This is a genomic window from Carnimonas bestiolae, from assembly GCF_051251145.1.
Lineage (GTDB): Bacteria > Pseudomonadota > Gammaproteobacteria > Pseudomonadales > Halomonadaceae > Carnimonas > Carnimonas bestiolae.
In genome coordinates this window covers 135890-162195 of sequence record NZ_JBPCZK010000001.1, presented here as the reverse complement: position 1 = coordinate 162195, position 26306 = coordinate 135890, and the positions used below count along the sequence as shown (strand labels likewise).

Genomic DNA, 26306 nt, shown 5'->3' with positions numbered 1-26306 from the left:
CATCGGGCACTTAGCGAATGTGGAGACCACCATGGCTCGAAATGGCATTCAATATGAAGATGTGCAGCGTGCAATCGAAACGCTGATTCAGCGTGGAGATGCCCCCAGCGTGCAGCGTATTCGCGATGTGCTGGGTACCGGCAGCTTCACCACCATCAGCGATCACCTGCGCGAATGGCGCAATCGGCGGGAAGAAAACCGCGACACCCCGCTGCCGCAGAATATTCCTGAACGTTTGCAGGATGCGCTGTTGGGGCTGTGGCAACAGGCGCAGGAAGAAGCCTATGAAGGGCTCGCGTTTTATCGCCGCCAAGCAGATGACAGCATCAAGGAAGCGCGTGGCCACGCTGATCAGGCCAATCGTCGCTCCGAAGATACGCAGCAGCGCCTTGAGGCGTTGGGCGAACGGCTCGATGCCACGATCGCGCGACTCGAAGAAAAGAGCTCGCTGCTGGCGCATAGTGAAAGCGAGCTCACCCAACTGCGCGCTCAGTTGGAAGAGCGCGAGCATCGACTCAAGCTTCGCGATACCCAGATCGAGCAGCTTAGCCAGGAGCGCGATCGTCAGGAACGCGAGCATCAGCAAAGCCTTGAGGATAAGGAAACGGCTCACCGCAAGCGCTTGGCACAAGAGGAATCGCGCCATGAGGCAAGCGAAAACCGGCTGATGCAACTGCTTGATGGTGCACGCAGCGAAAAGGCTGATATCGAAAAACAGCTGCGTCGGCAAAATAGCCAGCTCGAGGAACGTTTGGAGCGCCTGAACAGCCAAATCGAGGAAAAGCGCCGCGCACTTCAGGAAGAAGAACGCCAGCATCGCGACCTTGCCCTGCGCGCCCAGCAGACCGAACAGCAGCTCAGCGAAACGCGTGCACGCAACGAGCGGCTGGAGCGAGACGCAGAGGAAGGTGGCAAAGAGCTGAATCGTGTCAAAATGGAGCTGCGCGTGCTGCAAGAACGCGTGTCGAGAACTCCGGTACCGCCGTTCATTTACTAACAGCGCTGCGACGTCCCGCTGCGCACGGGCGTCGTTGTGATGGCAACGCAATCCATGCTGTTGGCTAAAGCGCCACTATCCCACTAGCGTTGCCAGCGCGCGCACCAGTCCGATCACCAATGCGACTGCCCCGCCTACCAGCGCGCCGTTCACTCGAATCCACTGTAGATCCGGCCCCACCTTATCCTCAATGGTAGCGACCAGCTGCGCCGTGGGCATATTGGCCTCCGATAGCGACTCACTGACGATACTGCCCACTGCGCCGGGGTGCGCATCGATCAAATCACCCGCCCATCCCCTGACCCGCTCGTCAAAGCGCTGGCGCGCTTGAGGCTCAATCAGGTAGCGCTGCATCAGGTGATCGATCCCGCCATCAATCCAGCGATTAAGCAGCGATTGCTCGTCGTTAATGCGCGCTTCAGCCCAGCGTTTGCCGAAGGATAGCCAACCACCAATACCGCGCTGTTCGATGAAGGTGTTATATAGCTGCCACTTGCCGCGCTCCAGCACCTGATGCAGACGACTGCCTTGCTGATGGCGCAAATGCCGTGCGGTGACGATCAGCAGTGCACGCATACGCAAGCGCAGCGGATGCTGCTGGTCCTGCTCGATCTCTTCGAGATGCTCGCGCGCGGTGCCAAGCAGGCGACGCAGCAGACGCTCGGCTTTCTCGCGATCGTCCTCGCCTTCCAGGAACTGTTTGCCCAGCCATACCTTCACTGAGCTCCACTTGCCCTCGCTGGACAGTGCATCCAACTGATCGAGCAAGATATCGCTGAGTACGTTGAGCAGCTGCGGATCCGCCAGCACGCGCTCAAGAATTCGCAGCGCGCCCTGCCACAGTTGCTCATTCAGGGTGCGGTCGTACGCCAGCCGCTTGAGTAGCGGCGCAAGCTGCCTACCGCTGTCGATGCGCTCGACCATTCGGGTAAGGGCGGGTTCGAGCACTTCTTCAAGGCGTGGATCATCGAGCCATCCCAGCGCTTTGCGGCTTTGCTGACGGGTGAGTTGGCGCAATTGTTCGCGCCCTTCGCCGCGGTAAAAGCGCTGGGTAAGGAAATTGGCACAGGAGAACGTTGCCAATCGGGCCCGCAGCGCCGCTGGCGAAAGCCATTCACGCTCGGCCATATCGACAATGCCGCGGCTAAGCGCGGCGCGGCGTTTGGCAATCAGCCCTGTGTGGCGACGCAAGCCAGGAATCGGAAACTGCTTGAATAATGCGGTAACGGCAAACCAGTCGGCGACGCTGCCTACCAGCGCCCCCTCGAAGGCGGTGACTACCGCTGTTCCCCAGGGGGCGGGAAGCCAGCCGACTGTTGCGGCCAGTTCGCTGGCGGCAAAGCCGAACGCAGAAATACCCAGCGCCACCCCGCCACGATGACGGGCTAACCAGCCAGGCGTTGCTGAGTAATCACTTTCCGATGACGGTGACGCCATGCCCCGCTCCTTACGACGATGCAAAGGCGGTCACTATAGCGAAGCGAAGGTATCAATCAACAGCTTGATGTTAAGTGCCAAAATAATGATTGCAATCAGCCAGGTTACTGCTTTCACCTTGGCGCCAATCACGAAGCTGCCCATGGTCTTTTTATTCGATACCAGCAACAGCAGTGGGATCACCGCGAAAGGCAACTGCAGTGATAGCACTACCTGGCTAAGAATCAGCAGCCGGCCTACCCCTGCTTCACCGTAGGCGGTCACCACGTAGAGCACCGGCGCAATCGCCAGCACTCGCGTCAGCAGGCGTCGCACCCAGGCCGGCATACGCAGATTGAGGAAGCCTTCCATCACAATCTGCCCCGCTAGCGTTGCGGTCACGGTCGAGTTAAGCCCCGAAGCGAGCAGCGCAACGGCAAACAGCGTCGCGGCAATCCCCGCTCCTACCAGCGGTGCAATCAGCGCGTAAGCATCTTCGATTTCCGTGACGGTGTGACCTGAGGTGTGAAACACCGCGGCCGCCAGAATCAGGATGCCGGCGTTGACGAACAGCGCTAGACACAGCGACACCGTGCTATCGATCGTAGCAAAGCGAATCGCCTCTTTGCGCCCTGCGTCGGTGCGCTTGAAATTGCGCGTTTTGACCAGCGCCGAGTGCAGGTAAAGATTATGCGGCATTACCGTCGCGCCAATGATTCCGATTGCGATATACAGCATGGCTGGATCGGTCAGTACCTTGGGGCTAGGCGCAAAGAAGCCTTCGGCGATACCCGCCATGGAAGGATGAGCGAGCACCAGCTCTATAGCGAAGCAGACAAAGATGGTGGCCAGCAGCGTCATGACGAAGGCTTCGATCCAGCGGAAGCCCTTGCGCATAAGCGCCAGCAGCAGCAGCGTATCCAGTACCGTGATAATGGCGCCCCACATCAGCGGGATGCCAAACAGCAATTTAAGCGCCACCGCGGTACCAATTACCTCGGCCAGATCGCAAGCGATAATTGCCAGTTCGCACAGCAACCACAGCACGATATTAACGGGCATCGGGCAGTGATCGCGGCAGCCTTGCGCCAGGTCGCGACCGGTCACGATACCCAACCGAGCGCACAGCGCTTGCAGCACAATCGCCATCAGGTTCGACAACAGAATCACGCATAAAAGCGAGTAGCCGAAGCGCGAGCCCCCCTCCAGTGACGTGGCCCAATTACCCGGGTCCATATAGCCCACCGATACCAGTGCGCCAGGCCCGATAAAGGCAAACATGCGCGCCCACCAACGCCCTGATGTGGGAACGTCGACGCTGCCTGCTTCTTGATGGAAGGTGTTGTTTGATGTCGCCAACGAATGATCGGAATTGCTCATTTCACCGTTCTCACTCACTGCTTAGGTGCACCCGTCTGGCGGTGCCAATACATGTCAGGTCGTAGTCGCGACGTTGGGAAATGCCAATATTGGATAATGGTTATAAATGGCGTGTTCGTTCGCGACCTATCCATTGTTAGTAAGCAATGGTACATAAGATTAACCTAAGTTAAAACAGGCGAAGGTAAGATAAACCGTCGTCGCTGAGAAATCGGGGCAGGCAGTCGCCCCACCATCACATTGTCGATACGACACGTTAGCGCCCTCTCGAACGTCGAATAGCAGCGGTAAGCAGCGTCTCCAGACAAAAAAACGGCCTTCAAATGAAGGCCGTCTCAGTGCTACTGCGCCGCGCTGCATCAGTAGGCGTGGCGGATGGAGATCAATAGTAGGCGTTGGTGGTATCCGTGTGGTCGGTAACGTCACGAATGCCTTTTAGATCAGGAATGCGTTCGAGCAGCGTGCGTTCGACGCCATCCTTCAAGGTTAAATCGACCGCCGCGCAGCCTTGGCAGCCGCCGCCAAACTGGAGCACCGCGACATCGTCCTCGGTCAGCTGAATCAGGCGAATTTCGCCGCCATGGGAAGCCAGGCCCGGATTGATTTCGCTGTAGAGCACATAGTTAATCTGATCTTCCAGCGGGCTGGACGCGTCCACCTTCGGCATCTTGGCGTTGGGGGCCTTGATGGTGAGCTGGCCGCCCATACGGTCGGCGTTGAAGTCGACCACCGCATCCTCAAGGAAAGGCTCGCTGTGTGCTTCAATCAGCAGCGGGAAGTGCGCGAGCTCGACACGCACATCGGTGGGCTCTTCTTCGCCCGGGCGGCAATACGCCAGACAGGTTTCTGCGTAAGGCGTGCCCGGCTGAGTGATAAAGACGCGCACTCCAATGCCATCAACATCCTGCTTCGACAACAGCTCGGCAAGATATTCCTGTGCGCTGGTGGTAATTTCGAGAGGTGCGCCCTCGTTAACGTTGTCTGCTACGGTCTGTTCGCTCATGGGATATTCTCTGGAGACGGTGCGATGGCGCTTGAGAAAGAGTATGCTTTGCTGCCAAAGCGCCCTAATGAAGAACAGTTTACGCCATCGCCAGATAAGCGTAAAACCCGACCAATTAGATCAACCAAGATACGTTGGGTAGCCTCGCTAATAGTGCTTGATGCTGCGTCATGACATTTTCTTGTAATGAACTCACAAAACGTTCATTTCCAACCAGCGCGCCAATTCGCGATGCTGTCACTGCTGCGCTCGCCCCATGGCAGTCGCGTGTTATTCATTTAATGATCCGATAGAGAAGCACAGTTCATGAGTCATAGCCTCCCCGTTCGCGCCCCGTTAATGGAACAACTCAACGCGGCGCTCGCCCAGCGTATTCTGATTCTTGATGGCGCAATGGGGACGATGATTCAGCGCGAGCGTCTCAGCGAACACGACTTTCGTGGCGAACGCTTCAAGGAATGGCCGTCGGATCTGCAGGGCAACAATGACATGCTGGTACTGACCCAGCGTGATCTTATCAAACGCCTGCACCGCGATTACCTTGACGCGGGCGCTGATATTATCGAAACCAATACCTTTAACAGCACGCGGCTGTCGCAGTCGGATTACGGCATGCAGGAGTGGGTGCCGGAGCTGAATCTGGAAGCCGCGCGGCTGGCCCGTGAAGTGTGCGATGAAGTCGCCGCTGCCACCGGCGTACCGCGCTTTGTCGCGGGCGTGCTCGGCCCTACCAGCCGCACGGCGTCGCTCTCCCCCGATGTGAACGATCCTTCCAAGCGTAACGTTACCTTCGACGAACTCCGTGACAACTATTACGAAGCTGCGCAGGCGCTGATCGAAGGCGGTTGCGATCTGATCATGGTCGAAACCATTTTCGACACCCTCAATGCCAAAGCGGCGCTGTTTGCGCTGGACGAGGTGTTCGAAGCACGCGGTGAGCGGCTGCCGATCATGATTTCCGGTACCATTACCGACGCCTCGGGGCGCACTCTGTCGGGCCAAACCACCGAAGCATTCTGGAACTCGGTGCGCCATGCCAAGCCGTTTAGTATCGGCCTTAACTGTGCGCTGGGCGCAGAAGAGCTGCGTGCCTATATCGCCGAACTGTCACGAGTGGCCGATACCTGGGTATCCGCCCACCCCAACGCTGGCCTGCCCAACGAATTTGGCGAATACGATCAGGAAGCCGACGAAATGTCGGCGATTGTCGGTGAATTTGCCGAAAGCGGCCTGGTTAATATTCTTGGCGGCTGCTGCGGCTCGACTCCTGAACATATCGCGTTTATTGCTGACGTTGTGCGCGGCAAACCGCCGCGTCAGATTCCCGAGATAGCGCCGGCGTGCCGCCTGTCGGGGCTCGAGCCCTTCAATATCGAGGCTGATTCGCTGTTCGTTAACGTCGGCGAACGCACCAACGTCACCGGCTCGGCGCGCTTCAAGCGGTTGATCAAGGAAGAAGACTTTACCACCGCGCTTGAGGTTGCCCTGGAGCAGGTCGAAAACGGCGCTCAGGTCATCGACATCAACATGGATGAAGGCATGCTCGACTCCCAGGAGGCGATGGTGCACTTCCTCAATCTGGTGGCGGGCGAGCCGGATATCTCACGCGTGCCGATCATGCTGGACTCCTCCAAGTTCGAGATTATCGAAGCTGGCCTTAAATGCGTGCAGGGTAAAGCGGTGGTCAACTCGATCTCGCTCAAGGAAGGCGAGCAGGCGTTCCGCGAGCACGCCAAGCTGTGCCGTCGCTATGGGGCCGCCATCGTGGTGATGGCCTTCGATGAAGAAGGACAGGCCGACACCTTCCAGCGCAAAACCGAGATATGTTCTCGGGCCTACCATTTGCTGGTCGACGAACTCGACTTCCCCGCTGAAGAGATCATCTTCGACCCCAATATCTTCGCGATCGCGACCGGTATTGAGGAGCACAATAACTACGCCGTCGACTTCATCGAAGCGACCCAGTGGATCAAGCAGCATCTGCCCCATGCGATGATTTCTGGCGGGGTGTCCAACGTTTCGTTCTCGTTCCGCGGCAACAATCCGGTGCGCGAGGCCATCCATTCGGTATTTCTCTATCACGCAATCAAGGCCGGCATGAGTATGGGGATCGTTAATGCCGGCCAGTTGGCGGTATACGACGACCTTCCCGAGCAGCTGCGCACAGCGGTAGAAGACGTCGTGCTCAACCGCTCGCCCGATGCCACCGAACAGCTGTTGGAGATTGCCGAGCAGTATCGTGGCGACGGTAGCGCTGGTCAGAAGAAGGAAGACCTTGAGTGGCGCTCGTTTGAGGTGAACAAGCGTATCGAGCATGCGCTGGTCAAAGGCATTACCGCCTATATCGAAGAAGACGCCGAACTGGCGCGCCAGCAGGCCGAGCGCCCCATCGAGGTCATTGAAGGGCCGCTGATGGACGGCATGAATGTGGTCGGCGATCTGTTCGGTGCCGGCAAGATGTTCCTGCCGCAGGTGGTGAAGTCGGCGCGCGTAATGAAACAGGCGGTCGCCTACCTGATTCCCTATATCGAGGCGGAAAAAAGCGCTGACGCCCAGAGCAAGGGCAAGGTCGTGATGGCGACGGTCAAAGGCGACGTGCACGACATCGGTAAGAACATTGTCGGCGTGGTGCTGCAATGCAACAACTACGAAGTGATCGACCTTGGGGTAATGGTGCCGGCCGAGAAAATCCTCGCGACCGCCAAGGCCGAAAACGCCGACATTATTGGACTATCCGGGCTGATTACCCCTTCCCTTGACGAGATGGTCAATGTGGCCAAGGAGATGAAGCGGCAAGGCTTCGAACTACCGCTGCTGATCGGCGGTGCCACCACCTCGAAGGCGCATACGGCGGTCAAGATCGAGCCTAACTACGACTCACCGGTTATCTATGTGACCGACGCCTCGCGCGCGGTGGGTGTCGCCAGTCGACTTCTGTCACCAAGCCTGAAAGAAGACTACGTAACAGAAATTCGTGCCGAATATGAGCGCGTTCGCGAGCGCAACGCCAAGCGCCGCCCCAAGGCCGCTGATCTGACCTATGCGCAGGCGCGCGAGCGCAAGTTCAGCGCCGACTGGGAAAGCTATACGCCGCCCCGGCCCACCTTTATTGGTACCAAAACCTTCGTTAATTACGACGTGCATGAGTTGATCGAGCGGATCGACTGGACGCCGTTCTTTATGAGCTGGCAGTTGGTGGGCAAGTATCCGAAGATTCTCGACGACGAGGTGGTCGGCGAAGCGGCCCGCAGTCTGTTCGACGATGCCAAGGCGATGCTTGAAAAGCTGGTTAACGAAGCGCTGATTGAAGCGCGCGGCGTGATCGGCTTCTGGCCCGCGGCCACCGTCGATGATGATGTGATCGAGGTGTACGCCGATGAAAGCCGTCAGCAGGTTGTACAGCGGCTGCACCATATTCGCCAGCAAAGTGCCAAGGGGCGCGATGGTCTCTGCTACAGCCTGACCGATTTTGTCGCCCCGCGCGCTAGCGAGGTCGAGGATTGGATCGGCGGCTTCGCCGTGACCACTGGCCACGGTGTCGACAAGCTCGCCAAGGCCTATGAAGATGCCGGTGACGATTACAATTCGATCATGGTCAAGGCGTTGGCCGACCGCTTGGCGGAAGCCTTCGCCGAACGCATGCACGAGCGGGTGCGCAAGGAGTTCTGGGGCTACGACCAGCACGAGCAGCTCGATAACGAGGCGCTGATTGCCGAGAAATATCGCGGCATTCGCCCTGCTCCCGGCTACCCCGCCTGCCCCGATCACACCGAAAAGGCAACGCTTTTTACTCTGCTCGATGCCACCGCCGAAACCGGCATCTCGCTCACCGACAGCTTTGCCATGTGGCCTGCTGCCGCGGTGTCGGGCTGGTATTTCTCGCACCCTGAATCGCGCTACTTCGCCACCGGCAAGATTGGCAAGGATCAGGTGACCGAGCTGGCCGAGCGCAAGCAGATGCCAATGGAAACCATGGAACGCTGGCTCTCGCCGGTGCTCTCCTACAACCCCGACGAATAACCTTCACGCTCAGTAAAACCACAGCTCAGTAACACCACAACGGCGGTGTGCGGACTATTACGTTATCCGCGCACCGCCGATGTTTTTTGCGTGGCAACTATCGTTTTGCGCAGCAACTATCGGCCGGTTGACGATACACACGCCAGCGCACGATGAAGCCTGAACGAGTGGCTGATCAGCCTAGCGCTCAATGGCTGCGTGAACCAGTAGCCTCCCTCAAATAACTGCGCCTTTCGGTGAGCATCTCAGCTAATTTACCAGCAGGCACAACGCTTGCTGCCAACGAGGGCGATCGACGTTTAGGCGGAAATGAACCTTTTTCGCTCCGCGCTCCTAAAGATGCTTGAACATAAATAGGAATAATTATTATTGTTATCCATTGTTTATACGGCTTTGGAAACTAATCATGGCGGCCTCTAGCCCATACCAGCTATTCGACATGGTGGTGAAGCGACGCGAGCAGATCACTCCATCCATCGTGAACGTTACCTTCACTGGCGATAATCTCGATGAGGCGACCACCTTCGCGCCCGATCAGCGCGTCAAGCTATTCTTCGGTCAGGAACAGGCGGACGTGCCTGCCATGGCCTCACGTTTTGCGCCAGGCGAGGACTGGTACGCAGCGTACCGCAAGATGCCGGTGCAGGAGCGTCCATGCATGCGTACCTATACCATTCGCGCGGTTCGGCCAGAGCACAAGGAACTCGATATTGAATTCGCTCTGCATGGCGATATCGGCCCCGCCTCCCGATGGGCCTGCCGCGCGCAGCCGGGTGATGGCATCTCGATCTCAGCCCCCCACCGCGATTACCAAGGGGCGCCGGTTGGCTTTGAATGGAAGCCGCCTACTGACCCGCGCCATATGCTGCTGATAGGTGACGAAACCGCACTGCCAGCCATCATGGGCATCATTGAAGAACTGGATAAGCGCTATCGCCAGCGCGCTCGCCCTAGGGTGCAGGCGCTTATCGAGGTGCCGCTCAAGGCGGATTGCAGGCCGCTGCCCAACTGGATAGAAGCCGCTTGGCTGCCCCGTGAAGGACTCGACTGCCAGTATGGTGAGCGGCTGATACAGGCGTTGCGCATGCTGTCGCTTGAAAAGCAGTCGTATTGCCACACCGGGGCGGCGGAGCTGGCGATCGATATCGATCAGGACATTCTGTGGGACGTTTCTGAACTTACCCCGACCGATCATTTTTATGCGTGGATTGCGTCCGAATCCAAGGCCTGCCTCGATATGCGCCGCTATCTGATCGACGATCGCTGCATTCCCAAACATCAAGTATCGGCCATGGGCTACTGGCGCAAGGGCAAGGTACACCAGTAGTCGCAATAACGTCCCTCGGCCATTTGATAAGTAGTAGCACGTTAGTGCCGCGCTAGGTTACGCCCTGGAGCCCACACAGTGTGACGAATTTTGCTGTCACTTTGCCGCTACCAAGCGCTTCTTAATCCACGAATCTGCCCTCTTCAATGGGCAAATTACGGCTAGACAATGGCGCCACTAAAATGTAAATCTAAATGATAATAATAGTCGTTTATAGGGATAAGGCTGCTCCACCATCCCTGCTTTCACTCACTCATAGGCAATTGGAGATGTCTGATGGGCATCAGTCAGGAATTTCAACTATCCGAGCCATCCAAGCCGCTTACCGGGTACTTGAAAAATACCGCCGCTACCTTTTTTGGTATCGACGACTTCGACCACTACCGCACCTTAAAAGCCCATGTCGATCAGTCGTTAGCGCAGACGCTTAGCGAACGCGAACACCCTACCAGCGGAATACTGCCCGGCGAGCTGTTGAAAGCCTTCCAGCCTCTTGATCTGGACGTTCCCCTCAATGATTTTGTGGCAGCCCTCGAAGAACTGAAGCCCCTTTACCTCGACCACGCGATTTTATTCCACCATCAGGATTACGTCGCTCATTTGAATTGCCCCATCCTCGATGTGTCTCTAGCGGCGGAGCATTTGGCCAGCGCACTGAATACGGCCGTTGAAACCTGGGACCAAAGCGCTGGTGGTACCTGGATCGAGCAGCACCTGATTAACTGGCTGGCGAAGCGTGCCGGCCTTCCCGAAGACGCCGATGGCGTGTTCACCTCAGGCGGTTCGCAGTCGAACCTGATGGCGATGCTGTTGGCGCGTGAACAGGCGTTTGCACGTGCGGACAGTGAAACACCTCATCAGCGCCTGGCCCGCTACCGCGTGCTGTGCTCGGAGGATAGTCATTTCAGCATCCAGCAGGCCTGCATGCTGCTGGGCATGGGCAAGCAAGCAGCCATTCAGGTGCCCTGTACCGACCAGCGCTGCATGGATGTAAGTGCGCTCGAAGCATCATTGGCCGCCATGTTAAGCAACGGCGAGATTCCCATCGCCATTGTGGCGACCGCAGGAACCACGGATTTTGGCGCCATCGATCCGCTGGTGGATATCGCCAGACTAAGTCGCCAATACCAGTGCCACTTCCATGTGGATGCCGCCTATGGCGGCGGCCTACTGCTCTCCAAACAGCAGCGACAGCGGTTGGCAGGTATTGAGGCGGCCGACAGCGTTACGCTCGATTTTCACAAGTTTGCCTTCCAGCCGGTTGCGTGTTCGGCGCTGTTGGTTCGCGATACCGCTATGATGGCACCGCTGGCCCACCATGCGGATTACCTGAACCCGCTAGAACAGGCGTTGGCCGGCACTCCTGATCTGGTCAACAAGAGCCTGCAAACCACCCGCCGTTTCGATGCGCTAAAACTGTGGGTCACCTTGCGAACGCTGGGCCCTGATGCGCTCGGCGAGATGATCGACACGCTGGTTAGCAAGACGGCGCAGTTGGGCGAGTGGATGGTCAACCAGGCGAATATCGAACTGCTGGCCGCGCCCTCCATCAGCACCCTGGTATTCCGTTTCCATGCGCCCCGCCTTGACGATGACACGTTGGATGAAGTGAACCGCCAGATTCGCTCGCGGCTCGCCCGCAGCAAGCGCGCCATGGTGGCGGCGACACGCTGTCAGGGGCGTCAGTATCTGAAATTCACGCTGCTGAATCCCCGTGGTGATGTTGATCACCTTGCCAGGCTTGTGGCGGATGTCGTGGCGATGGGCCATGAGGTGCTGCAGCAAATGCAGTCATCTCGCTAAGGAACCAGGAATAAACTCATGTCTTCTTCTGTTTACGACATCGTGGGCGTTGGTATTGGCCCCTTTAACCTAAGCCTTGCCGCCCTTGCTGAGCCGCTGGAGGACGTCACCACCCTGTTCGTTGATGCACGCGAAGGGTTCGACTGGCACCCCGGCATGATGCTGGAAAGCGCGCACCTGCAAACGCCCTTCATGTCGGATTTGGTGACCTTGGCCGATCCCACCAGCCGCTACAGCTTCTTGAATTTTGCCAAGATGACCGGGCGTCTTTATCCGTTTTATATCCGCGAAAATTTCTTCATTTTGCGCAAGGAGTATAACCAGTACTGTCAGTGGGTGGTCAGCCAGCTTTCCAACCTGCGCTGGGGTTTCAAGGTCGTCGATATACGCTACGACCAAGAGCGCGACATCTACTTGCTGACCGGCCAAGATGCCAGCAATGGTGAGCGCACCACTATCGCTGCTCGCCACCTGGTGCTGGGCACCGGCACCCAGCCATGGACTCCCTTTGATACTGCGGACTCTGCTCGGATTCAGCACAGCAGCCACTACCTGGATAACAAGCAGAGGCTAACCGAATCGAATGACATCACGGTGATCGGCAGCGGTCAGAGCGCAGCGGAAATCTTTTATGACCTGCTGGCAGAAATTGACCAGCACCACTATGCCTTGCGCTGGATTACCCGCTCGCCACGCTACTTCCCGCTGGAATATACCAAGCTCACGCTTGAAATGACCTCGCCCGAATACATCGACTACTTCTTTTCGCTTCCTGCTGATGTACGGGAGCCGCTGATCAAGTCGCAGGCGAATCTTTTCAAAGGCATAGATTCCGAGCTGATTAACGCCATCTACGATCTTTTATATCAAAAACGCTTGGATGGGCCGCTGGATGTCACGCTGCTAACCAACAGCCAGTTGGATCAGATTGAAAATACCGGCACAGGACTGACGCTCGACTTCACCCAACATGAACAGCAAACAAGGTTCAGCATCGATACCGAACAATTGATATTGGCGACCGGCTATCGTTATCAGCGCCCGGGCTTTATCTCCTCTTTGCAGCCCGAGCTCAATCTGGATCAGCGCGGGCTGCCGGTGCTTGATCGCCATTACCGAATCGATAAGCGCCAGCGCATTTTCATTCAAAACTACGGCCTCGAAACCCACAGCCTGACCATTCCCGATCTGGGCATGGGCTGTTATCGCAACAGTGTCATTCTGGCGGCCATTCTTGGCCGCGAGCCCTATCGGGTCGAACGCTCGATTGCGTTCCAAACCTTCGGCGCACCCCATGCACAAGGCCGCTTAAATACCGCCCGCCAACTCGAGGACGTTGCGCAATGAGCCAGTTGTCGTCCTTTACTGAACGCTACGCGCCTGCTCATGGCACTCGGCTTGAGATCAATGGATTCACGCTGGAGCGTTATCGCCCTGAGCAGCATTTCGAGCTGCTGAATGAGTGGCTGGCCGCTCCCTATGCCAGCTTCTGGGGCATGAATGGGCTAAGTCGTGATGATCGCTTCAAGGAGCTGGCTGACACCGACGCCAAGTTTGGCATGGTGGGTCAGGATGAGCGTGGCGGTATCTTCTATACCGAGCTTTACGACCCGCTCTTTGACGAGATTGGTCAGCATTACTCCCCTCGCCCCGACGACTGCGGCATGCACCTGCTGCTGGGCCCTGTCACGACCCCACGCCATGGGTTCAGCCGCCAGGTCATGATCGCCGTGATGACGCTGATTCTGGAGCGACTCGCGCTGGCGCGCGTGGTGGTCGAGCCCGACAGTCGCAACGACAAAATCCATCGCCTTAATCATGCCGTGGGCATTCGCTACCAGGGTGAGCGCACGCTTGCCCACAAGACCGCCTGTCTGGGTTTTGCGACCCGGCAAGATTTTCTCAGCGCGTTAAATGAAGAAGTGACCTCATGAATACTGATATCCACGTTGCCGACGTCCACCACGCCTTGACGCCACAACGCTGGCAGCAAGCCAACCAGCACCTGGTCGCCAAGATACTGGCCGAATTCAGCCATGAAAGGATTATCGCGCCCACCGCCGTTGCGTCAGTTGAGGGCAATAGCACCACTCGCTGGCAGTTGATCATTGAGCAGCACGATGAGCGTTGGGAATATGGCTTCGATGCGCGTCAGTTCATGCTTGAGCACTTGCTGGTAGATCCCGCCTCCATCACCTGCACGCTTAACGGGCAGCCCAAGCCGGTGGATGCCCTGATGCTGGTAATTGCGTTAAAGGACAAGCTGGGTATTTCCGAGCAACTATTGCCTACGTACATGGAAGAAATTACCAGCACCCTGTATGGCAAGGCCTTCAAGCTAGCCTTCCGTGATACGCCAGTAGCCGCGCTAATCGATGCCGATTATCAGGAAATGGAAGCCTCCATGACCGAAGGGCACCCCATTTTCATCGCCAATAATGGGCGCATTGGCTTCGATGAAGCGGACTACCTCAACTACACGCCGGAAAGCGCGCGCCCCATGCGCGTGCGCTGGTTGGCAGGCCATCGCAACCGCACCAACTTCCATGCCCTGGCTGATATTCACTACGATAACTTTATCGAAGGCGAGCTGGGCCAGGCGCAGTGGCAGCATTTTCGCCAGCAGCTGAAAGATCGTCAGCTCAACCCGGATGATTATGTATTGATACCGGTTCACCCCTGGCAATGGCGTGAAAAAATTGCACGCGTGTTCACCGCAGACATCGCCAACCAATGGTTAATCGATCTCGGGGAAGGCAGCGACCACTATCAGGTCCAGCAATCGATACGGACCTTTTTCAATCTGGATGCCCCAGCGCGCTGCTATGTGAAAACGTCGCTATCGATCCTCAATATGGGCTTCATGCGGGGGCTTTCTCCCTACTATATGGCGCGCACCCCCGCCATCAATGCCTTTGCGGCAAAACTGCTGGCGAGTGATCGCTTCTTTGCCGAGCACCACTTCCATATGCTGCGTGAAGTCGCCACGGTGGGCTACCACCACCGCTATTATGAAATGGCGACCAGCAAGAGTTCGCCCTACCACAAGATGCTGTCAGGGTTATGGCGTGAAAGCCCTTATGCCCTTGAGGACCCGGCCCAGCCCGGCCAGCCACTCATCAAGCCGAACCAGACCCTGATGACGATGGCGGCTTTACTCCATCAGGACAGCAGTGGCGATGCGCTAGTGGCCGCGCTGATAAAGGCTTCTTCTCTAAGCCCCAGTCAATGGCTGCAGCGCCTCCTCGACCTTTACTACATACCGTTATTGCACGCGTTCTTCGCCCATGACTTGGCCTTTATGCCCCATGGGGAAAACCTGATTCTGGTGATGGAAGACTACGTGCCCGTGGCCATTTTCATGAAAGATATCGGTGAAGAGATTGCGCTGGTAAACCCTCGCGAGGAGCCGCCGGAAGAGGTTGAGGGCATCCGTTTCAGCATTGCCGATGGACGTGCGGTCGACGTGGTATTTACTGATCTGTTCGATTGCATCTTCCGCTTTATCGCACCGCTGATGGCGAGCTGCGAGAACTTCACCGAAACGGCCTTCTGGCAACTGGTCACCCAGAAGACCCGCGACTACCAGCGCGCCCATCCGGAAAATGCGCAGCAATATCAGCGCTACGATCTGTTTGCGCCGGAATTCGTGCGTACCTGCCTCAACAGAATTCAGCTACGTAACAACCAGCAAATGATCAATCTGGATGAACGCGATGAAGAGCTGCCTTCCGCAGGCACGCTGGCGAATCCGCTCTATTTGCCAGAGCACGGATGGAAGGCATCCACGGATGCAGAAGACGCGACAATCCATACGACGACTCACATGGTGTGAGTTGTTCACGGCAGTACGCTGCCAGAGGCTATAAAAAGATAACATTTGAGCAATGTTTCCCGGTGCATACGCTGATATGCCCGGGTTTTCATGCAAGGGAGATACATCAATGACAATAGTTTTCAGACCTTCCCGCGTTGGTTCTCAACGATCGAGGGCATATTTCATCCCCCCCTTGATGCTGGGGCTGGCGTTTACGTCACTGGCAGCGCAGGCGCAAAGCTCAGCAGATGACGCTGATGACGGCGAGCGACTGAATACAGTGGTGGTGCAGGGCCAGGCACCAACGGGCGACGGTCCTCTCGATGGCTATTCCGCCGTTAACAGCAATGCCGCGACCAAAACGGCAACGCCGCTGATCAATACCGCGCGGACGGTCAATGTCGTGGGTCGTCAGCAAATGGAAGACCAGGGGGCGACCAACGTCAACGATGCGCTGCTGTATACCCCGGGCGTTTTCACTCAATTGGCAGGCGCCTCCAAGCGTTCCGACACCATTTCCCTGCGCGGCTTTCACGGTGGCGATGTCGATAACACCTACCTTGATGGGATGCGGCTGCAGTCGGACCCCGCCACCTACTCGGCGATGCAGATTGATTCATTCTTCCTCGAACGCATTGACGTTGTAAAAGGCCCCTCTTCTTCGCTTTACGGGCGCAGCATGCCGGGCGGTATCGTTAACTTCACCACTAAGAAACCGCAACAGCAGCAGCAAGGGCTGTTCCGCATCTTTGCCGGTAGCCATGGCAATCGCGGCGCTGGCGTGGACGTGACCGGGGCACTGCCTGATAGCAGCCTGGGCGAATATCGCCTGACCGCTATCGCGGACCAAACCGACACCCAGTACGACGCGGTAGAAAGCAAACGCTACGCCATTATGCCGCAGGTCAATTTCCACCTGGGCGACGATACCGAGCTGCTGCTGTCGGCCATCTTCCAGAAAGACCCCTCCGCGGGCTATCACGGCTCAGTCCCTTATGATGTCGCTCATCACGTCAAAGCGAGTTGGTCAGATGCCGACAGGGACAACAACGATTTCGAGCGCATCGAGCGAATTTTTTCCTACAACCTGACCCACCGCTTCAATGACCAACTGAAGTTCAATTCGCGGGCTCGCTATACCGACATGGATGTCACCATGAGCCAGATTGCCCAGACGGGCATTGAGAGCGAAAACCCACTGCGGCTGGGCATGACGTACTACGGCTCGCGTGAGAATCTGCACGCCTTCAGCACGGACAATAACCTGCAATGGAACTTCGACACTGGCCCCATTGAGCATGAAGTGCTGTTGGGTGCTGACTTCCAGCGCATGAAGAACTCGCTTCGCTTCGCTGGCGCCTCCGTCGGTTCCATTGATCCCTATCATTTCTCACATAACATCGGGCGGACATCCCCCATTACCTGGGCGCCTCACCAAACCGATCGCATTCAGCAGGGTGGTGTTTACCTGCAGGACCAAATGACCTGGGACAAGGTGCATCTATCCTTGGGAGGACGGGAAGACTGGCTGGATCGCAAGTATCATCAGGATGGGGTGGGTACGGATAGCCGCAACGATCATAAATTCTCGGCCAATGCGTCGCTGCTGTATGCGTTCGACAATGGCATTTCGCCTTACTACTCGTATAGCCAGGCCACTGATCCTAGCCCTGATACTCAGATTGATGGCGCGGTGCCACCGCCCACCGATAGTGAACAGCATGAAGTTGGCGTGAAATACCAGCCCAATGGCACCGATGACCTTTATCAAATCGCCGCCTATAACCTGGTGCAGAAAAACGTACAGCAGCGCACCGGGGTAAATCATATCGCTTATAGCAGCGTTGGCGATATCCGCTCTCGCGGTATCGAACTTTCCGCCAATACGCATATCACCGATAAACTGCGCGCGCTGGCCAGCTACAGCTACAACAAGCAGAGCTATCGCAGTGATAGCGATGGCTTCCAGAAGGGCCAGACGCCTTATCTGTCACCCAAACAGATGGCGTCGCTGTGGCTTCAGTATGACTTCCCGAAAGGCGTGCGTGGCGGTATCGGCGAGCGCTATGTTGAAGGTGCCGACTTCAACGACAGCAGTAGCCAAGTAAACTCTGCTACCCATCACAAGAGCGCCAGCTATGCGCTAACCGATGCCTTTGTCAGCACCGACCTTGGACAGTGGACCAGCGCCCTGCAAGGCGCCAGCCTGCAGCTGAATGTGTCCAACCTGTTTAACCGCAAGTACCTTTCTTGCCTCGACTCGACCTACTGCTACTTCGGCGACCAACGCAATATCATGGCCACCATGAACTACCATTTCTGAGGCATTATCCTCGGATGCACAAACGCCATACGGGTGATCTATATGGCGTTTTTTATAAAATCACAGCGGCGGTGTGCGGACATTTACCCATCCGCGCACCGCCGTTGTTTTTCTGCGCTCGCGGCCGCTCCCTATTCGGTGACGAAAGAGCGAACCATCGTTAGTCCAGTGTCGGGCCGTTCCAGCCTTCGCTGTATTTCACCAGCGTATCGTTAACATCGACGATTCGCTGCGTATAGAAGATATGCATCTCAGGCGTTAAATGTGCGGGTAAAACGCCCTGATGTGATCGGGCGATCATTTGGTTCGGCACAACGTTCATACCAAGCCGATTGGTACCAAACAGGATGTCGCCGCAGCTGGCGCAATAGGTGCGTGTTAGACGTTTAGTGGGATGCGAGAAATCTCTGCAGTTGCTGGCAGAAAGCGTTAACTGACTCGGCTGCCAAGCGGTAGCAGAGAGAAAGCTGCCTCCGTAAACATCTCGACACGACGCACAGTGGCAATTCGCCCGAGCCAACGGCTCCCCGGTCATTACTAACCGGTTTTCTCCACACAGACACTGTCCTTCAAGCATCGCTATTTATCCTTAGATGTAGAAGTAAGCCATCTGCCTACGTTGCTTTCCTTCCAGCAGAATACATTACGGTGTACATATGCCCTTAATCACTAGATGCTGAATAAGAATAATGGTTTTAGCATCAATAATGAGCCCTTGGTCAATCATGTCGAGCGCTTGGGCGATGGGGAGATCCAATACTCTGATATCTTCGCCCTCTTCTATAACGCCACCACCGTCGTTAACGCGCATCCCCCGATGAATAGGCGCAATGAAGAAATGTAGGCGCTCGGTGACCGAGCCTGGGCTCATGAAAATTTCACCAATTTTAATAACTTCACTTACTGCATAACCCGTTTCTTCTTCGGCTTCCTTGCGGATAGCCTCTAAAGGATGCCTTTCATCGAGCAAGCCGGCACAGGCTTCGATAAGCTCAAAATGATGCCCTAGCAAAAAAGCGGGAAGGCGAAATTGGCTGGTGAGGACGACCGTCTTTCGCTCTGGGTCGTAAAGTAAAATGGTGGCGCCGTGACCGCGGTCATAGGCTTCACGCGTGTAGTGCTGCTGCGAACCATCGCGTCGGGTATGGGTAATATCGTATTTAATCAACGTGCCCCAGTCGTCCGCTAATACATGTTGGCCGTTGATTGATGCAGTCGTATCGGCAGGAATATAGCGCGTGTCGGTCATTGTAGATTCCCATCAGTGGTCATAGCGCTGAACGGTGCCCATCATCTGACCGTTGCGCTGGTATCTACAGTGAAACAGCAGTGCTCAGGGGATGCTAGCAGTACTTTAGTGATGGCGAGTGCGCCAGCGGGCGGTATCCTTCGGGCCTTTCCGATAAAAGAGCTTGTTGATCCGCTTGCTCGTTTCATATCCCCTATGACACCCCGGGCGGTAAGGTGAAGCAGCTCAGTTCGGGCGGATTGCCTTGCAAGGCGACCACTTCCACGAGTGTGCTCATGGCGCTGGTGCCTTGGGTTAACGAAGAGCTGGGCCGGTCGGCGGTAACAACATTGGGATTGCCGTGGCGCTCCAGCCCTGACGGCGTCGCTTCGCTAAAATCGAGGCCGGGATCGAACCAGGCGCCGGTGGCCAGTTTGACGACGCCGGGCTTGATGCCTGCGTCGATCGATACGGCGGCTACGCAGGCGCCGCGTTCGTTGAACACCTTCACCAGTTGGCCTTCGCTGAGGCCGCGCTGAGCGGCGTCGCTGGGCGAGAGCGTAATGGGCTCGCGACCGTGCGGGCGCGTACCTTGACTGAGCGACGAGTGGTCCAATTGGCTGTGCAGCTTGTTGGCGGGCTGACTAGAAATCAAATGCAGTGGAAAGCGCTTGGCCCGCGCACCGCCGAGCCATTCAATGGGCTCCTTCCACTCGGGATGCCCGGCTAGCTGATTGGCGCTAAAGTCTGCGATGGTGGGATGAAATAGCATGATCTTGCCCGACGGCGTATCCAGCGGCGCTCCTTCGGGGTCTTCTCGAAAGCGCGCCCAGCGCCCGGCTGGCCGTGGGCTGGCATCGGGCTCGCGACCGAACTCAACTACCCCCGCTGCTTTCAGCGCGGCGAAATCGGTGGGCAGCTTAATGCCCCGCTGCTCGGCGCGCTGGCGTGCTTCACTGTACAGAGTGTCCAGCCAGCCTTGCTCGTCGTGTCCTTCATTGAAGATGTCATTGATATCCAAGCGCTGCGCCAGTGCGCTGAAGATGGCGTGATCACTCAAGGCCTCATGCGGGGCATCGGCGAGCTTGTGCATTGCCAGGATATAGCCATCGTTCGATGCATAACCGATGTCTTCTCGCTCAAGGGTGGTGGTGGCAGGCAACACAATATCGGCCATGCGAGCGTTGGCGGTCCAGAACTGTTCATTGGCGATGATGGTGTCCGGGCGCTGCCAGGCTTGGCATAGCCGGTTGAGGTCCTGATGATGGTGAAACGGATTGCCGCCCGCCCAATGCATTAGCCGAATATGCGGGTATTTACGCCATTGGTTTTCGAACGGATAGCGCTCACCTGGGTGCAGCAGCATGTCGGCGATACGTGCCACTGGGATGAACTGTTCCACGCCGTTGCTACCGCGCTCAAGACGCGGTCCGGCGATGCGCTGGCCGCCGTAGCCCATCGAATTGGTCGAGCCATAGCCAAACGCAAAGCCGCCGCCCGGCAACCCCAACTGGCCCAGCAGTGCCGCCAGCGCTAGCGCTGCCCACAAGGGCTGTTCGCCATTTTCAGCGCGCTGGATACCCCAGGCCAGATTGATCAACACCCGCCGCTGCTGGCGCTGGCAGTCGATTAATAGCTCGCCCAGCTCGGCGATGCGGGCGGCATCGATATCGGTAATGGTAGCGGCCCACTCGGCATCTTTAGCAATGCCATCCTGCGTGCCCAGCAGATAATCGGCGAACTGCTGATAGCCGCTAGTGCAGCGCTCGATAAAGCGATGATCATAGGCATTATTAACGATCAACTGGTGCGCCAGCGCCAGCAGCAGCGCGGTATCGGTGGCTGGCCTGATCGGCAGCCAGTGGCAGCGCTGGTCGAGCTCGGGGGCTTCCAGCACTTGGTGGTGAATCGGACTGATGTTGTAGAGCGCAGCGCCGTTATCGAGCAGTTGGCGAATGCCGTTAGCGGCCAAATGCCGCCCCGCTCCGGACGACTCAATTTGGCTGTTCTTGGTCGGCAGGCCCCCAAAACAGAGCATCACCGCGGTGTGATCTGCCAGCGTCTGCCAGCCGTCGGCTTCCGCCATTAGCGTATAGATCGATTCAGCAATCATCGGCATCACCGATTCTGCGGTACCGAAGCTGTAGGTATGACGGCTGGCGACAAAACCGCCTAGCGCGTTGTAAAAACGCCGCGCCTGGGTTTGCGAATGATGAAACCGGCCTGCGCTCGACCAGCCGTAAGGCGCTGCGTAGATGGCCTGATTGCCGTGCTCGCTGATTACCCGCTTGATCTCGTTAGCGACCAGCTCGAGCGCCTGCGGCCACTCGACTTCAACAAACTCATCGCTGCCGCGCCGCCCTTCGGCAGGGCCAGGGCCACTTTCCAGCCATCCTTTACGCACCGCCGGTCGCTTGACGCGCAGCGGGCTGGTGCTGGCCTGCCACTGATAGCGACCAATCGCAGATGGCGCGGGGTCGCAGCGCCACGGCACCAGCCGTTCAGCGCGCTGATCGTCGAACTGGTAAATGCCCCAGTGGCTAAGAGTAAAACGCTGCATAAGAGCCTTGGGTAGTGAAGAAGTGAGTGGCGGTGAATACCGAGCCCGTAAGCGAAGCGGCTGGTAATGGCAGTGACGCACGCCGCATACAGGCGGTGCCGGAAGCGTGTAAACTCTGCCCCGATACCTTTTTGAACACCACCTTGATCATCTAACTATGCCCTACCGTTGCCCGCTTTGCCGACTTTCGCTGCACCCGCTCTCCGCTGGCTGGGGGTGTCAAAATGGCCACCGCTTTGACCGCGCCAAGGAAGGCTATGTGCATCTGCTACCGGCCAATCGCAAGCATTCACGCGCTCCGGGGGATGAAAAAGGCATGGTACAGGCGCGGCGGCGCTTTTTGGAAGCAGGACATTATCAGCCGCTCGCCGCTTATTTGCGTGAGCAGAGTGCTGATCTTGCCCCGCAGCGGCTGCTCGATATTGGCTGTGGTGAAGGTTACTTTACCGCCGCCTTGGCCGCTGGATTTCCTGAGGCGGCCAGCTATGGCGTCGATATCAGCAAGAATGCCGTGCAGAAGGCTGCCAAAAAATACCCAGCGGTCAGTTTTTGCGTGGCATCCAACCACGATCTGCCGTTTGAGGATCACGCCTTCGATCTGATTGTGCGCACCTACGCGCCCAGCAGCGACGCCGAGCTAACGCGTCTGATCAGCGCTAACGGGCAGCTCATCATCGTAACGCCCGGCCCTGACCATCTGCGTGAGCTGCGAGAGCGCATCTACCAGCAGGTCAACGACCATGCCGAAACGCCCAGCGTGCCAACGGGCTTTACCCTACTCGACAGCCAGCGTATCGAGCACCAGATAGCCGCGAGCGGCGCCGAAGCGCTCGACCTTCTCACCATGACGCCGTTCGGCTGGCACGCATCGGACGAATTGAAAAGCGCATTGGCAAGCGAAACGCAGGTAGCGCTGAGCGCCGATTTTATTATTCAGCGCTATCAGGTGAGCCGCTAATCCAGCGTTGACCGCATTAAGGCCGAAGAAGCTGCCAAGCGTTCTACGGCGGCACTGCTCAGCGCCGCGCGGGATGCCCAGGTTAGCTTTCACGCTAACGTCGAGGCGTATAAACGCCGCCCAACGATTATTTCCTGGAAGCTAACGAGCGCGTCGCGCTAAATGCCGCTCGCGGGTGTGGTGTCGGGCAGCTTCCGACTTGCTGAGCACTATCTGAGTAGCGCCCAATCCGCCCAGCCGTGGAGCGGCTGAACAAAACGCCTGCACGCACTCAAACTGGGCCAGCCATTTGGCCATATAGCTGCGCACGATGGTGGCGTGACTGTCATCACGTCTGCCGCGTCCGTGAATGATTAACAGCGAACGCAGCTGATGCGCCTGCGCATCACGGATGAAGCCAAACAGCTCGCGACGCACATCGCTTAGCGGCCGCCGTTGGACGTTTAGTTGTGACTCGACCAGATAGCCGCCGTGGGCCAATTTATCGAGCAGTCCGCGCTGAATGCCATCTCGACGATAGCGGAGCGGTTCATCAGCAGCCACTAGCTCGACGAATTCGTCGCTAAGGAAGTTGTCGTCGGTGTTGCCTGCGGTGGCGTGCTGGCGGCGCGCAAGCTGTGCTTCGCTGGGCGCTTTGGGTGTATGGTGACGAACGTTTGAGCGCTGGGCGATCGGCTCGACGCCGCTCATTTCGCGCTCAAACAAACGCCGCTCGCGTTCATCCAAACAATCATCGAAGGCTCTGTCGAGCATACTGAACCCCCTCATTTACGGCTGGTTTATGGCGTTGCTTCCTCGTGCTGCTCAAACAGTGCAGCCACTGGCGTGGCGAGAATATCGCGTCGCTGCTGGCGTGCTTCGGTCAGCGCGCGATTAAGCGTGTCGATATCCACGCACTGCGCCAAGGCTTCTGGCGCTTGCTGCTCCGGCACGTCCCACGGTAGCTGATCGATCAACTGCCACAGCGGCAGCGTTTCCATGGCGCGCGCCAGCACCCACTGCTGTTCATCTGACTCTACCAGCCAGCCGTTTTCGATCAATGGTTCGAGCACCCGCCGGAAGCCACCACCCAGCCGCTCTGAAATATCCGCTGTCGCTACCAACTGACCTTCGCGCTGGCTGTGATACAGCCACGCCAGCACCTGCAGTGCCTGCCATAGCGGCGGCTGCTGGGCGTATTCGCCGCTGCGCGTTTCACCTAGCCAGGAAATGATTTCAGCGCCTAGCAACACGATCAGCCAGGTCACATATATCCATAGCAGGAACAGCGGCACGGCAGCAAAGGCGCCGTAAATCAGCTGATAGGACGGGAAATTGGCGACGTACAAGCCAAAGCCGAACTTGGCCAGCTCAATCAGCAGCGCGGTGATGGCCGCCCCCACTGCCGCGTAGGCCAGCCGCACTCGCGCGTTGGGAATAACCATGTAGATAAACAGCAGCGCCAGAAAGCTCAAGACTGGCGATAGGAGGCGCAGTAAGCGCTCGTAGCCAACGCCTTCCACCGCGTTGTTGACCAGATTGAGTGAGGTAATGTACGAGGAAAGCGCGAACCCAGCACCGATGAGAATCGGCCCCAGCGTCAGAATGGCCCAGTAGCGTAGGAAGCTCGACACGCCGCGGCGATGGCCCGACACCTGCCAAATCGAATTGAACGCACCCTCGATACTGACCATCATCATTACCGCCGTCACAAACAGAAAGCCTGCGCCGACCAAGGTCAGGTTGCGCGCCTGATTCGAGAAGTTATTGAGCTGCTCGCGCACTACCTCTCCGGTAGCGGGCACAAACTGGTCGAACAAGAACTGCTGCGCCTTGTCACCCACGCCCTGAAATTCAGGCACCGCCGACAGAATGCTGTACACCACCGCCGTCAGCGGTACCACTGCAAACAGCGTGGTGTAGGTCAAGGAAGCCGCCGTTTTCATCACATCGTGACGCATGAAACGGTTATATAGCTCGTGCAGCGCCGGCCACAGGTGGCGACGCTCGTTATGGTTATCCAGCGGCAGTGAGGCTAACCGCTTCAGCCAGTTCCATCGCATCCGTGCGTATCCCAGCAAGTCGTTAAAAAATGTGCCGCTTGGCTGCTGCTGTTGGCCCCCGCAGCGGCGCTAGCATGAGTATAATGGCAGCCGTCGTATTTTCCTCTACTCAAGGTCAAAAAGGAGCGCTTATGCAGCCCTATGTTCTGGTGCTGTTTTATTCTCGCAGCGGCAGCACTCGCCAGTTGGCAGAGGCCATTGCGCAAGGTATCGAGCGTCAGCGCGGTATTAGCGCCAGAATGCGCACGGTGCCGCCGGTATCGGCTGAAAGCGAGCAAGTGGGCCCCGACATTCCCGATGAAGGCGTTCCCTACGCCACCCTCGACGATCTGCGCGATTGCGCGGCGCTAGCGCTGGGCAGCCCCACCCGTTTTGGCGCGATGGCTGCCCCGCTGAAGTACTTCCTTGAGCAGACTACCTCGCTATGGCTAAGCGGCGCGCTGATCGACAAGCCCGCCACTGCCTTTACCTCAACCGCGAGTGCGCACGGCGGTCAGGAAGCTACGCTACTGAACATGCTGGTGCCACTGCTGCATCACGGCATGATCTACGCCGGTATTCCCTACAGCGAAGCAGGCTTGCAGAGCACTGACGGCGGCGGTACTCCTTATGGAGCGAGCCATGTCGCAGGTGCCGACAACCAGCGACGTGTATCGGAAGTCGAACGCGAGCTGGCCCGCGCGCAGGGCGAACGCATCGCACGTTTGGCGCTAACGCTGGGCCGATCGCAAAACGCTGAAGAGCCATCGTCATGAATCGCGATATCTCCGACGTGCGCCACGATTACCACGGTGACACCTTGTGCTGTGAAGATGCGCCGTCAACACCCTTCCCGCTGTTTTCACGCTGGCTTGAGCAAGCGCTCGAAAGCGACCCCGAGCATGCTAACGCGATGACGCTGGCCAGCGTTGATGAGCGCGGCTTCCCGCATGCGCGGGTGGTGCTGCTAAAAGGCTTCGATGAGCAAGGCATGGTGTTTTACACCAACTACAAGAGTCACAAGGGCATCGAGCTGACCACCACCGGACACGCAGCGCTGGTGTTCTGGTGGCCTCAGTTGGCGCGTCAGGTACGGGTGGAAGGAGATGTCGAGAAAGTCGATAGCGCTCAGTCGGATCGTTACTTCGCTGCGCGCCCCAAAGAGAGCCAGTTGGCCGCGTGGGCATCGTCGCAAAGCACCGTTATCAGCGGACGTGAGGAGCTAACGGTGCGCTTGTCGAAATTGCGCCAACGCTTTGCCGAGCAGCCTATCGAGCGTCCTGCGCATTGGGGCGGATTTCGCTTGCGCCCTACCATGATTGAATTCTGGCAAGGCCAGCCCAGCCGTCTGCACGATCGGCTGCGCTACACCCAACGTGCTGATTCCGATAACAGCGGCAACGCCTGGCAGTGCGCCCAGTTGGCTCCCTAACCCGCTTTTACGGCAATGTTT

General features: G+C 57.6%; 19 protein-coding genes. 11 read left to right on the top strand and 8 right to left on the bottom strand.

The genetic code is table 11. The features are described from left to right. Positions 1–31: 31 nt before the first annotated feature. Positions 32–997 (top strand): DNA-binding protein, encoded by a 966-nt coding sequence (locus tag R84865_RS00790; protein WP_435638578.1) that lies wholly within the window; start codon positions 32–34, stop codon positions 995–997. 75 nt (positions 998–1072) lie between these two features. Here the strand turns inward: R84865_RS00790 and R84865_RS00785 are convergent, their stop codons facing one another. The 3 genes from R84865_RS00785 to nfuA all read right to left on the bottom strand — a co-directional run bounded on the left by R84865_RS00785 (position 1073) and on the right by nfuA (position 4796). Further along, on the bottom strand, positions 1073–2434 hold the full coding sequence (locus tag R84865_RS00785) for a DUF445 domain-containing protein (protein ID WP_435638577.1): 1362 nt from the start codon (positions 2432–2434) through the stop codon (positions 1073–1075). A 33-nt stretch (positions 2435–2467) separates the two neighbouring features. Continuing rightward, on the bottom strand, positions 2468–3793 hold the full coding sequence (locus tag R84865_RS00780; RefSeq protein ID WP_435631545.1) for an Nramp family divalent metal transporter: 1326 nt from the start codon (positions 3791–3793) through the stop codon (positions 2468–2470). A 382-nt stretch (positions 3794–4175) separates the two neighbouring features. After that, the gene (nfuA, locus tag R84865_RS00775) at positions 4176–4796 is read right to left on the bottom strand and encodes a Fe-S biogenesis protein NfuA (RefSeq protein WP_435631544.1); all 621 of its coding nucleotides are present in this window, start codon (positions 4794–4796) and stop codon (positions 4176–4178) included. Positions 4797–5102: 306 nt separating this feature from the next. Here nfuA and metH point away from each other — a divergent pair, with 306 nt between their 5' ends. The 7 genes from metH to R84865_RS00740 all read left to right on the top strand — a co-directional run bounded on the left by metH (position 5103) and on the right by R84865_RS00740 (position 18086). Further along, on the top strand, positions 5103–8816 hold the full coding sequence (metH, locus tag R84865_RS00770; RefSeq protein WP_435638576.1) for a methionine synthase: 3714 nt from the start codon (positions 5103–5105) through the stop codon (positions 8814–8816). Positions 8817–9222: 406 nt separating this feature from the next. Beyond that, complete coding sequence (locus R84865_RS00765; RefSeq protein ID WP_435638575.1) at positions 9223–10143, top strand: siderophore-interacting protein; 921 nt, start codon at positions 9223–9225, stop codon at positions 10141–10143. Positions 10144–10419: 276 nt separating this feature from the next. Next, a complete protein-coding gene (locus R84865_RS00760) occupies positions 10420–11946 on the top strand; it encodes a pyridoxal phosphate-dependent decarboxylase family protein (RefSeq protein WP_435638574.1) in 1527 nt (508 codons plus the stop codon). 18 nt (positions 11947–11964) lie between these two features. Beyond that, positions 11965–13293, top strand: coding sequence for a lysine N(6)-hydroxylase/L-ornithine N(5)-oxygenase family protein (locus R84865_RS00755; RefSeq protein WP_435638573.1), 1329 nt, complete (start codon positions 11965–11967; stop codon positions 13291–13293). Continuing rightward, entirely contained in the window at positions 13290–13880 is a 591-nt protein-coding gene (locus tag R84865_RS00750; protein ID WP_435638572.1) for a GNAT family N-acetyltransferase, read from the top strand. Before R84865_RS00755 ends, R84865_RS00750 begins: the two co-directional genes overlap by 4 nt. Continuing rightward, the gene (locus R84865_RS00745) at positions 13877–15781 is read left to right on the top strand and encodes an IucA/IucC family protein (protein ID WP_435638571.1); all 1905 of its coding nucleotides are present in this window, start codon (positions 13877–13879) and stop codon (positions 15779–15781) included. Before R84865_RS00750 ends, R84865_RS00745 begins: the two co-directional genes overlap by 4 nt. 109 nt (positions 15782–15890) lie before the next feature. Next, positions 15891–18086, top strand: a complete 2196-nt coding sequence (locus R84865_RS00740; protein WP_435638570.1) for a TonB-dependent siderophore receptor — start codon at positions 15891–15893, stop codon at positions 18084–18086. Between the two features lie 160 nt (positions 18087–18246). Here R84865_RS00740 and R84865_RS00735 read toward each other — a convergent pair whose 3' ends face one another. The 3 genes from R84865_RS00735 to R84865_RS00725 form a co-directional block, all read right to left on the bottom strand. Next, positions 18247–18663, bottom strand: a complete 417-nt coding sequence (locus R84865_RS00735) for a GFA family protein (protein ID WP_435638569.1) — start codon at positions 18661–18663, stop codon at positions 18247–18249. A 66-nt stretch (positions 18664–18729) separates the two neighbouring features. Beyond that, entirely contained in the window at positions 18730–19335 is a 606-nt protein-coding gene (locus R84865_RS00730; RefSeq protein WP_435638568.1) for an NUDIX domain-containing protein, read from the bottom strand. A gap of 193 nt (positions 19336–19528) precedes the next feature. After that, positions 19529–21874 carry a molybdopterin-dependent oxidoreductase gene (locus tag R84865_RS00725; protein ID WP_435638567.1) on the bottom strand — a complete coding sequence of 782 codons (2346 nt, stop codon included), beginning with the start codon at positions 21872–21874 and terminating at the stop codon, positions 19529–19531. A 157-nt stretch (positions 21875–22031) separates the two neighbouring features. On the opposite strand from R84865_RS00725, the gene rlmA reads away from it, so the two are divergent. Then, positions 22032–22832 (top strand): 23S rRNA (guanine(745)-N(1))-methyltransferase, encoded by an 801-nt coding sequence (rlmA, locus tag R84865_RS00720; protein WP_435638566.1) that lies wholly within the window; start codon positions 22032–22034, stop codon positions 22830–22832. A gap of 141 nt (positions 22833–22973) precedes the next feature. Here the strand turns inward: rlmA and smrA are convergent, their stop codons facing one another. Next, on the bottom strand, positions 22974–23585 hold the full coding sequence (gene smrA, locus R84865_RS00715) for a DNA endonuclease SmrA (RefSeq protein ID WP_435631531.1): 612 nt from the start codon (positions 23583–23585) through the stop codon (positions 22974–22976). A 26-nt stretch (positions 23586–23611) separates the two neighbouring features. Continuing rightward, positions 23612–24874 (bottom strand): YihY family inner membrane protein, encoded by a 1263-nt coding sequence (locus tag R84865_RS00710; RefSeq protein WP_435638565.1) that lies wholly within the window; start codon positions 24872–24874, stop codon positions 23612–23614. 131 nt (positions 24875–25005) lie between these two features. Between R84865_RS00710 and wrbA the strand changes: the two genes are divergently transcribed. Both wrbA and pdxH read left to right on the top strand, forming a co-directional pair. Next, positions 25006–25629, top strand: a complete 624-nt coding sequence (wrbA, locus tag R84865_RS00705; protein WP_435631529.1) for an NAD(P)H:quinone oxidoreductase — start codon at positions 25006–25008, stop codon at positions 25627–25629. After that, complete coding sequence (gene pdxH / locus R84865_RS00700; RefSeq protein WP_435637091.1) at positions 25626–26285, top strand: pyridoxamine 5'-phosphate oxidase; 660 nt, start codon at positions 25626–25628, stop codon at positions 26283–26285. Before wrbA ends, pdxH begins: the two co-directional genes overlap by 4 nt. The last annotated feature ends 21 nt before the right edge of the window (positions 26286–26306 follow it).

What these genes read in the sequence shown, in the direction of transcription:
- R84865_RS00790 (WP_435638578.1), top strand. Translation starts at nt 32, where the DNA reads ATGGCTCGAAATGGCATTCAATATGAAGATGTGCAGCGTGCAATCGAA.
- R84865_RS00785 (WP_435638577.1), bottom strand. Translation starts at nt 2,434, where the DNA reads ATGGCGTCACCGTCATCGGAAAGTGATTACTCAGCAACGCCTGGCTGG.
- R84865_RS00780 (WP_435631545.1), bottom strand. Translation starts at nt 3,793, where the DNA reads ATGAGCAATTCCGATCATTCGTTGGCGACATCAAACAACACCTTCCAT.
- nfuA (WP_435631544.1), bottom strand. Translation starts at nt 4,796, where the DNA reads ATGAGCGAACAGACCGTAGCAGACAACGTTAACGAGGGCGCACCTCTC.
- metH (WP_435638576.1), top strand. Translation starts at nt 5,103, where the DNA reads ATGAGTCATAGCCTCCCCGTTCGCGCCCCGTTAATGGAACAACTCAAC.
- R84865_RS00765 (WP_435638575.1), top strand. Translation starts at nt 9,223, where the DNA reads ATGGCGGCCTCTAGCCCATACCAGCTATTCGACATGGTGGTGAAGCGA.
- R84865_RS00760 (WP_435638574.1), top strand. Translation starts at nt 10,420, where the DNA reads ATGGGCATCAGTCAGGAATTTCAACTATCCGAGCCATCCAAGCCGCTT.
- R84865_RS00755 (WP_435638573.1), top strand. Translation starts at nt 11,965, where the DNA reads ATGTCTTCTTCTGTTTACGACATCGTGGGCGTTGGTATTGGCCCCTTT.
- R84865_RS00750 (WP_435638572.1), top strand. Translation starts at nt 13,290, where the DNA reads ATGAGCCAGTTGTCGTCCTTTACTGAACGCTACGCGCCTGCTCATGGC.
- R84865_RS00745 (WP_435638571.1), top strand. Translation starts at nt 13,877, where the DNA reads ATGAATACTGATATCCACGTTGCCGACGTCCACCACGCCTTGACGCCA.
- R84865_RS00740 (WP_435638570.1), top strand. Translation starts at nt 15,891, where the DNA reads ATGACAATAGTTTTCAGACCTTCCCGCGTTGGTTCTCAACGATCGAGG.
- R84865_RS00735 (WP_435638569.1), bottom strand. Translation starts at nt 18,663, where the DNA reads ATGCTTGAAGGACAGTGTCTGTGTGGAGAAAACCGGTTAGTAATGACC.
- R84865_RS00730 (WP_435638568.1), bottom strand. Translation starts at nt 19,335, where the DNA reads ATGACCGACACGCGCTATATTCCTGCCGATACGACTGCATCAATCAAC.
- R84865_RS00725 (WP_435638567.1), bottom strand. Translation starts at nt 21,874, where the DNA reads ATGCAGCGTTTTACTCTTAGCCACTGGGGCATTTACCAGTTCGACGAT.
- rlmA (WP_435638566.1), top strand. Translation starts at nt 22,032, where the DNA reads ATGCCCTACCGTTGCCCGCTTTGCCGACTTTCGCTGCACCCGCTCTCC.
- smrA (WP_435631531.1), bottom strand. Translation starts at nt 23,585, where the DNA reads ATGCTCGACAGAGCCTTCGATGATTGTTTGGATGAACGCGAGCGGCGT.
- R84865_RS00710 (WP_435638565.1), bottom strand. Translation starts at nt 24,874, where the DNA reads ATGCGATGGAACTGGCTGAAGCGGTTAGCCTCACTGCCGCTGGATAAC.
- wrbA (WP_435631529.1), top strand. Translation starts at nt 25,006, where the DNA reads ATGCAGCCCTATGTTCTGGTGCTGTTTTATTCTCGCAGCGGCAGCACT.
- pdxH (WP_435637091.1), top strand. Translation starts at nt 25,626, where the DNA reads ATGAATCGCGATATCTCCGACGTGCGCCACGATTACCACGGTGACACC.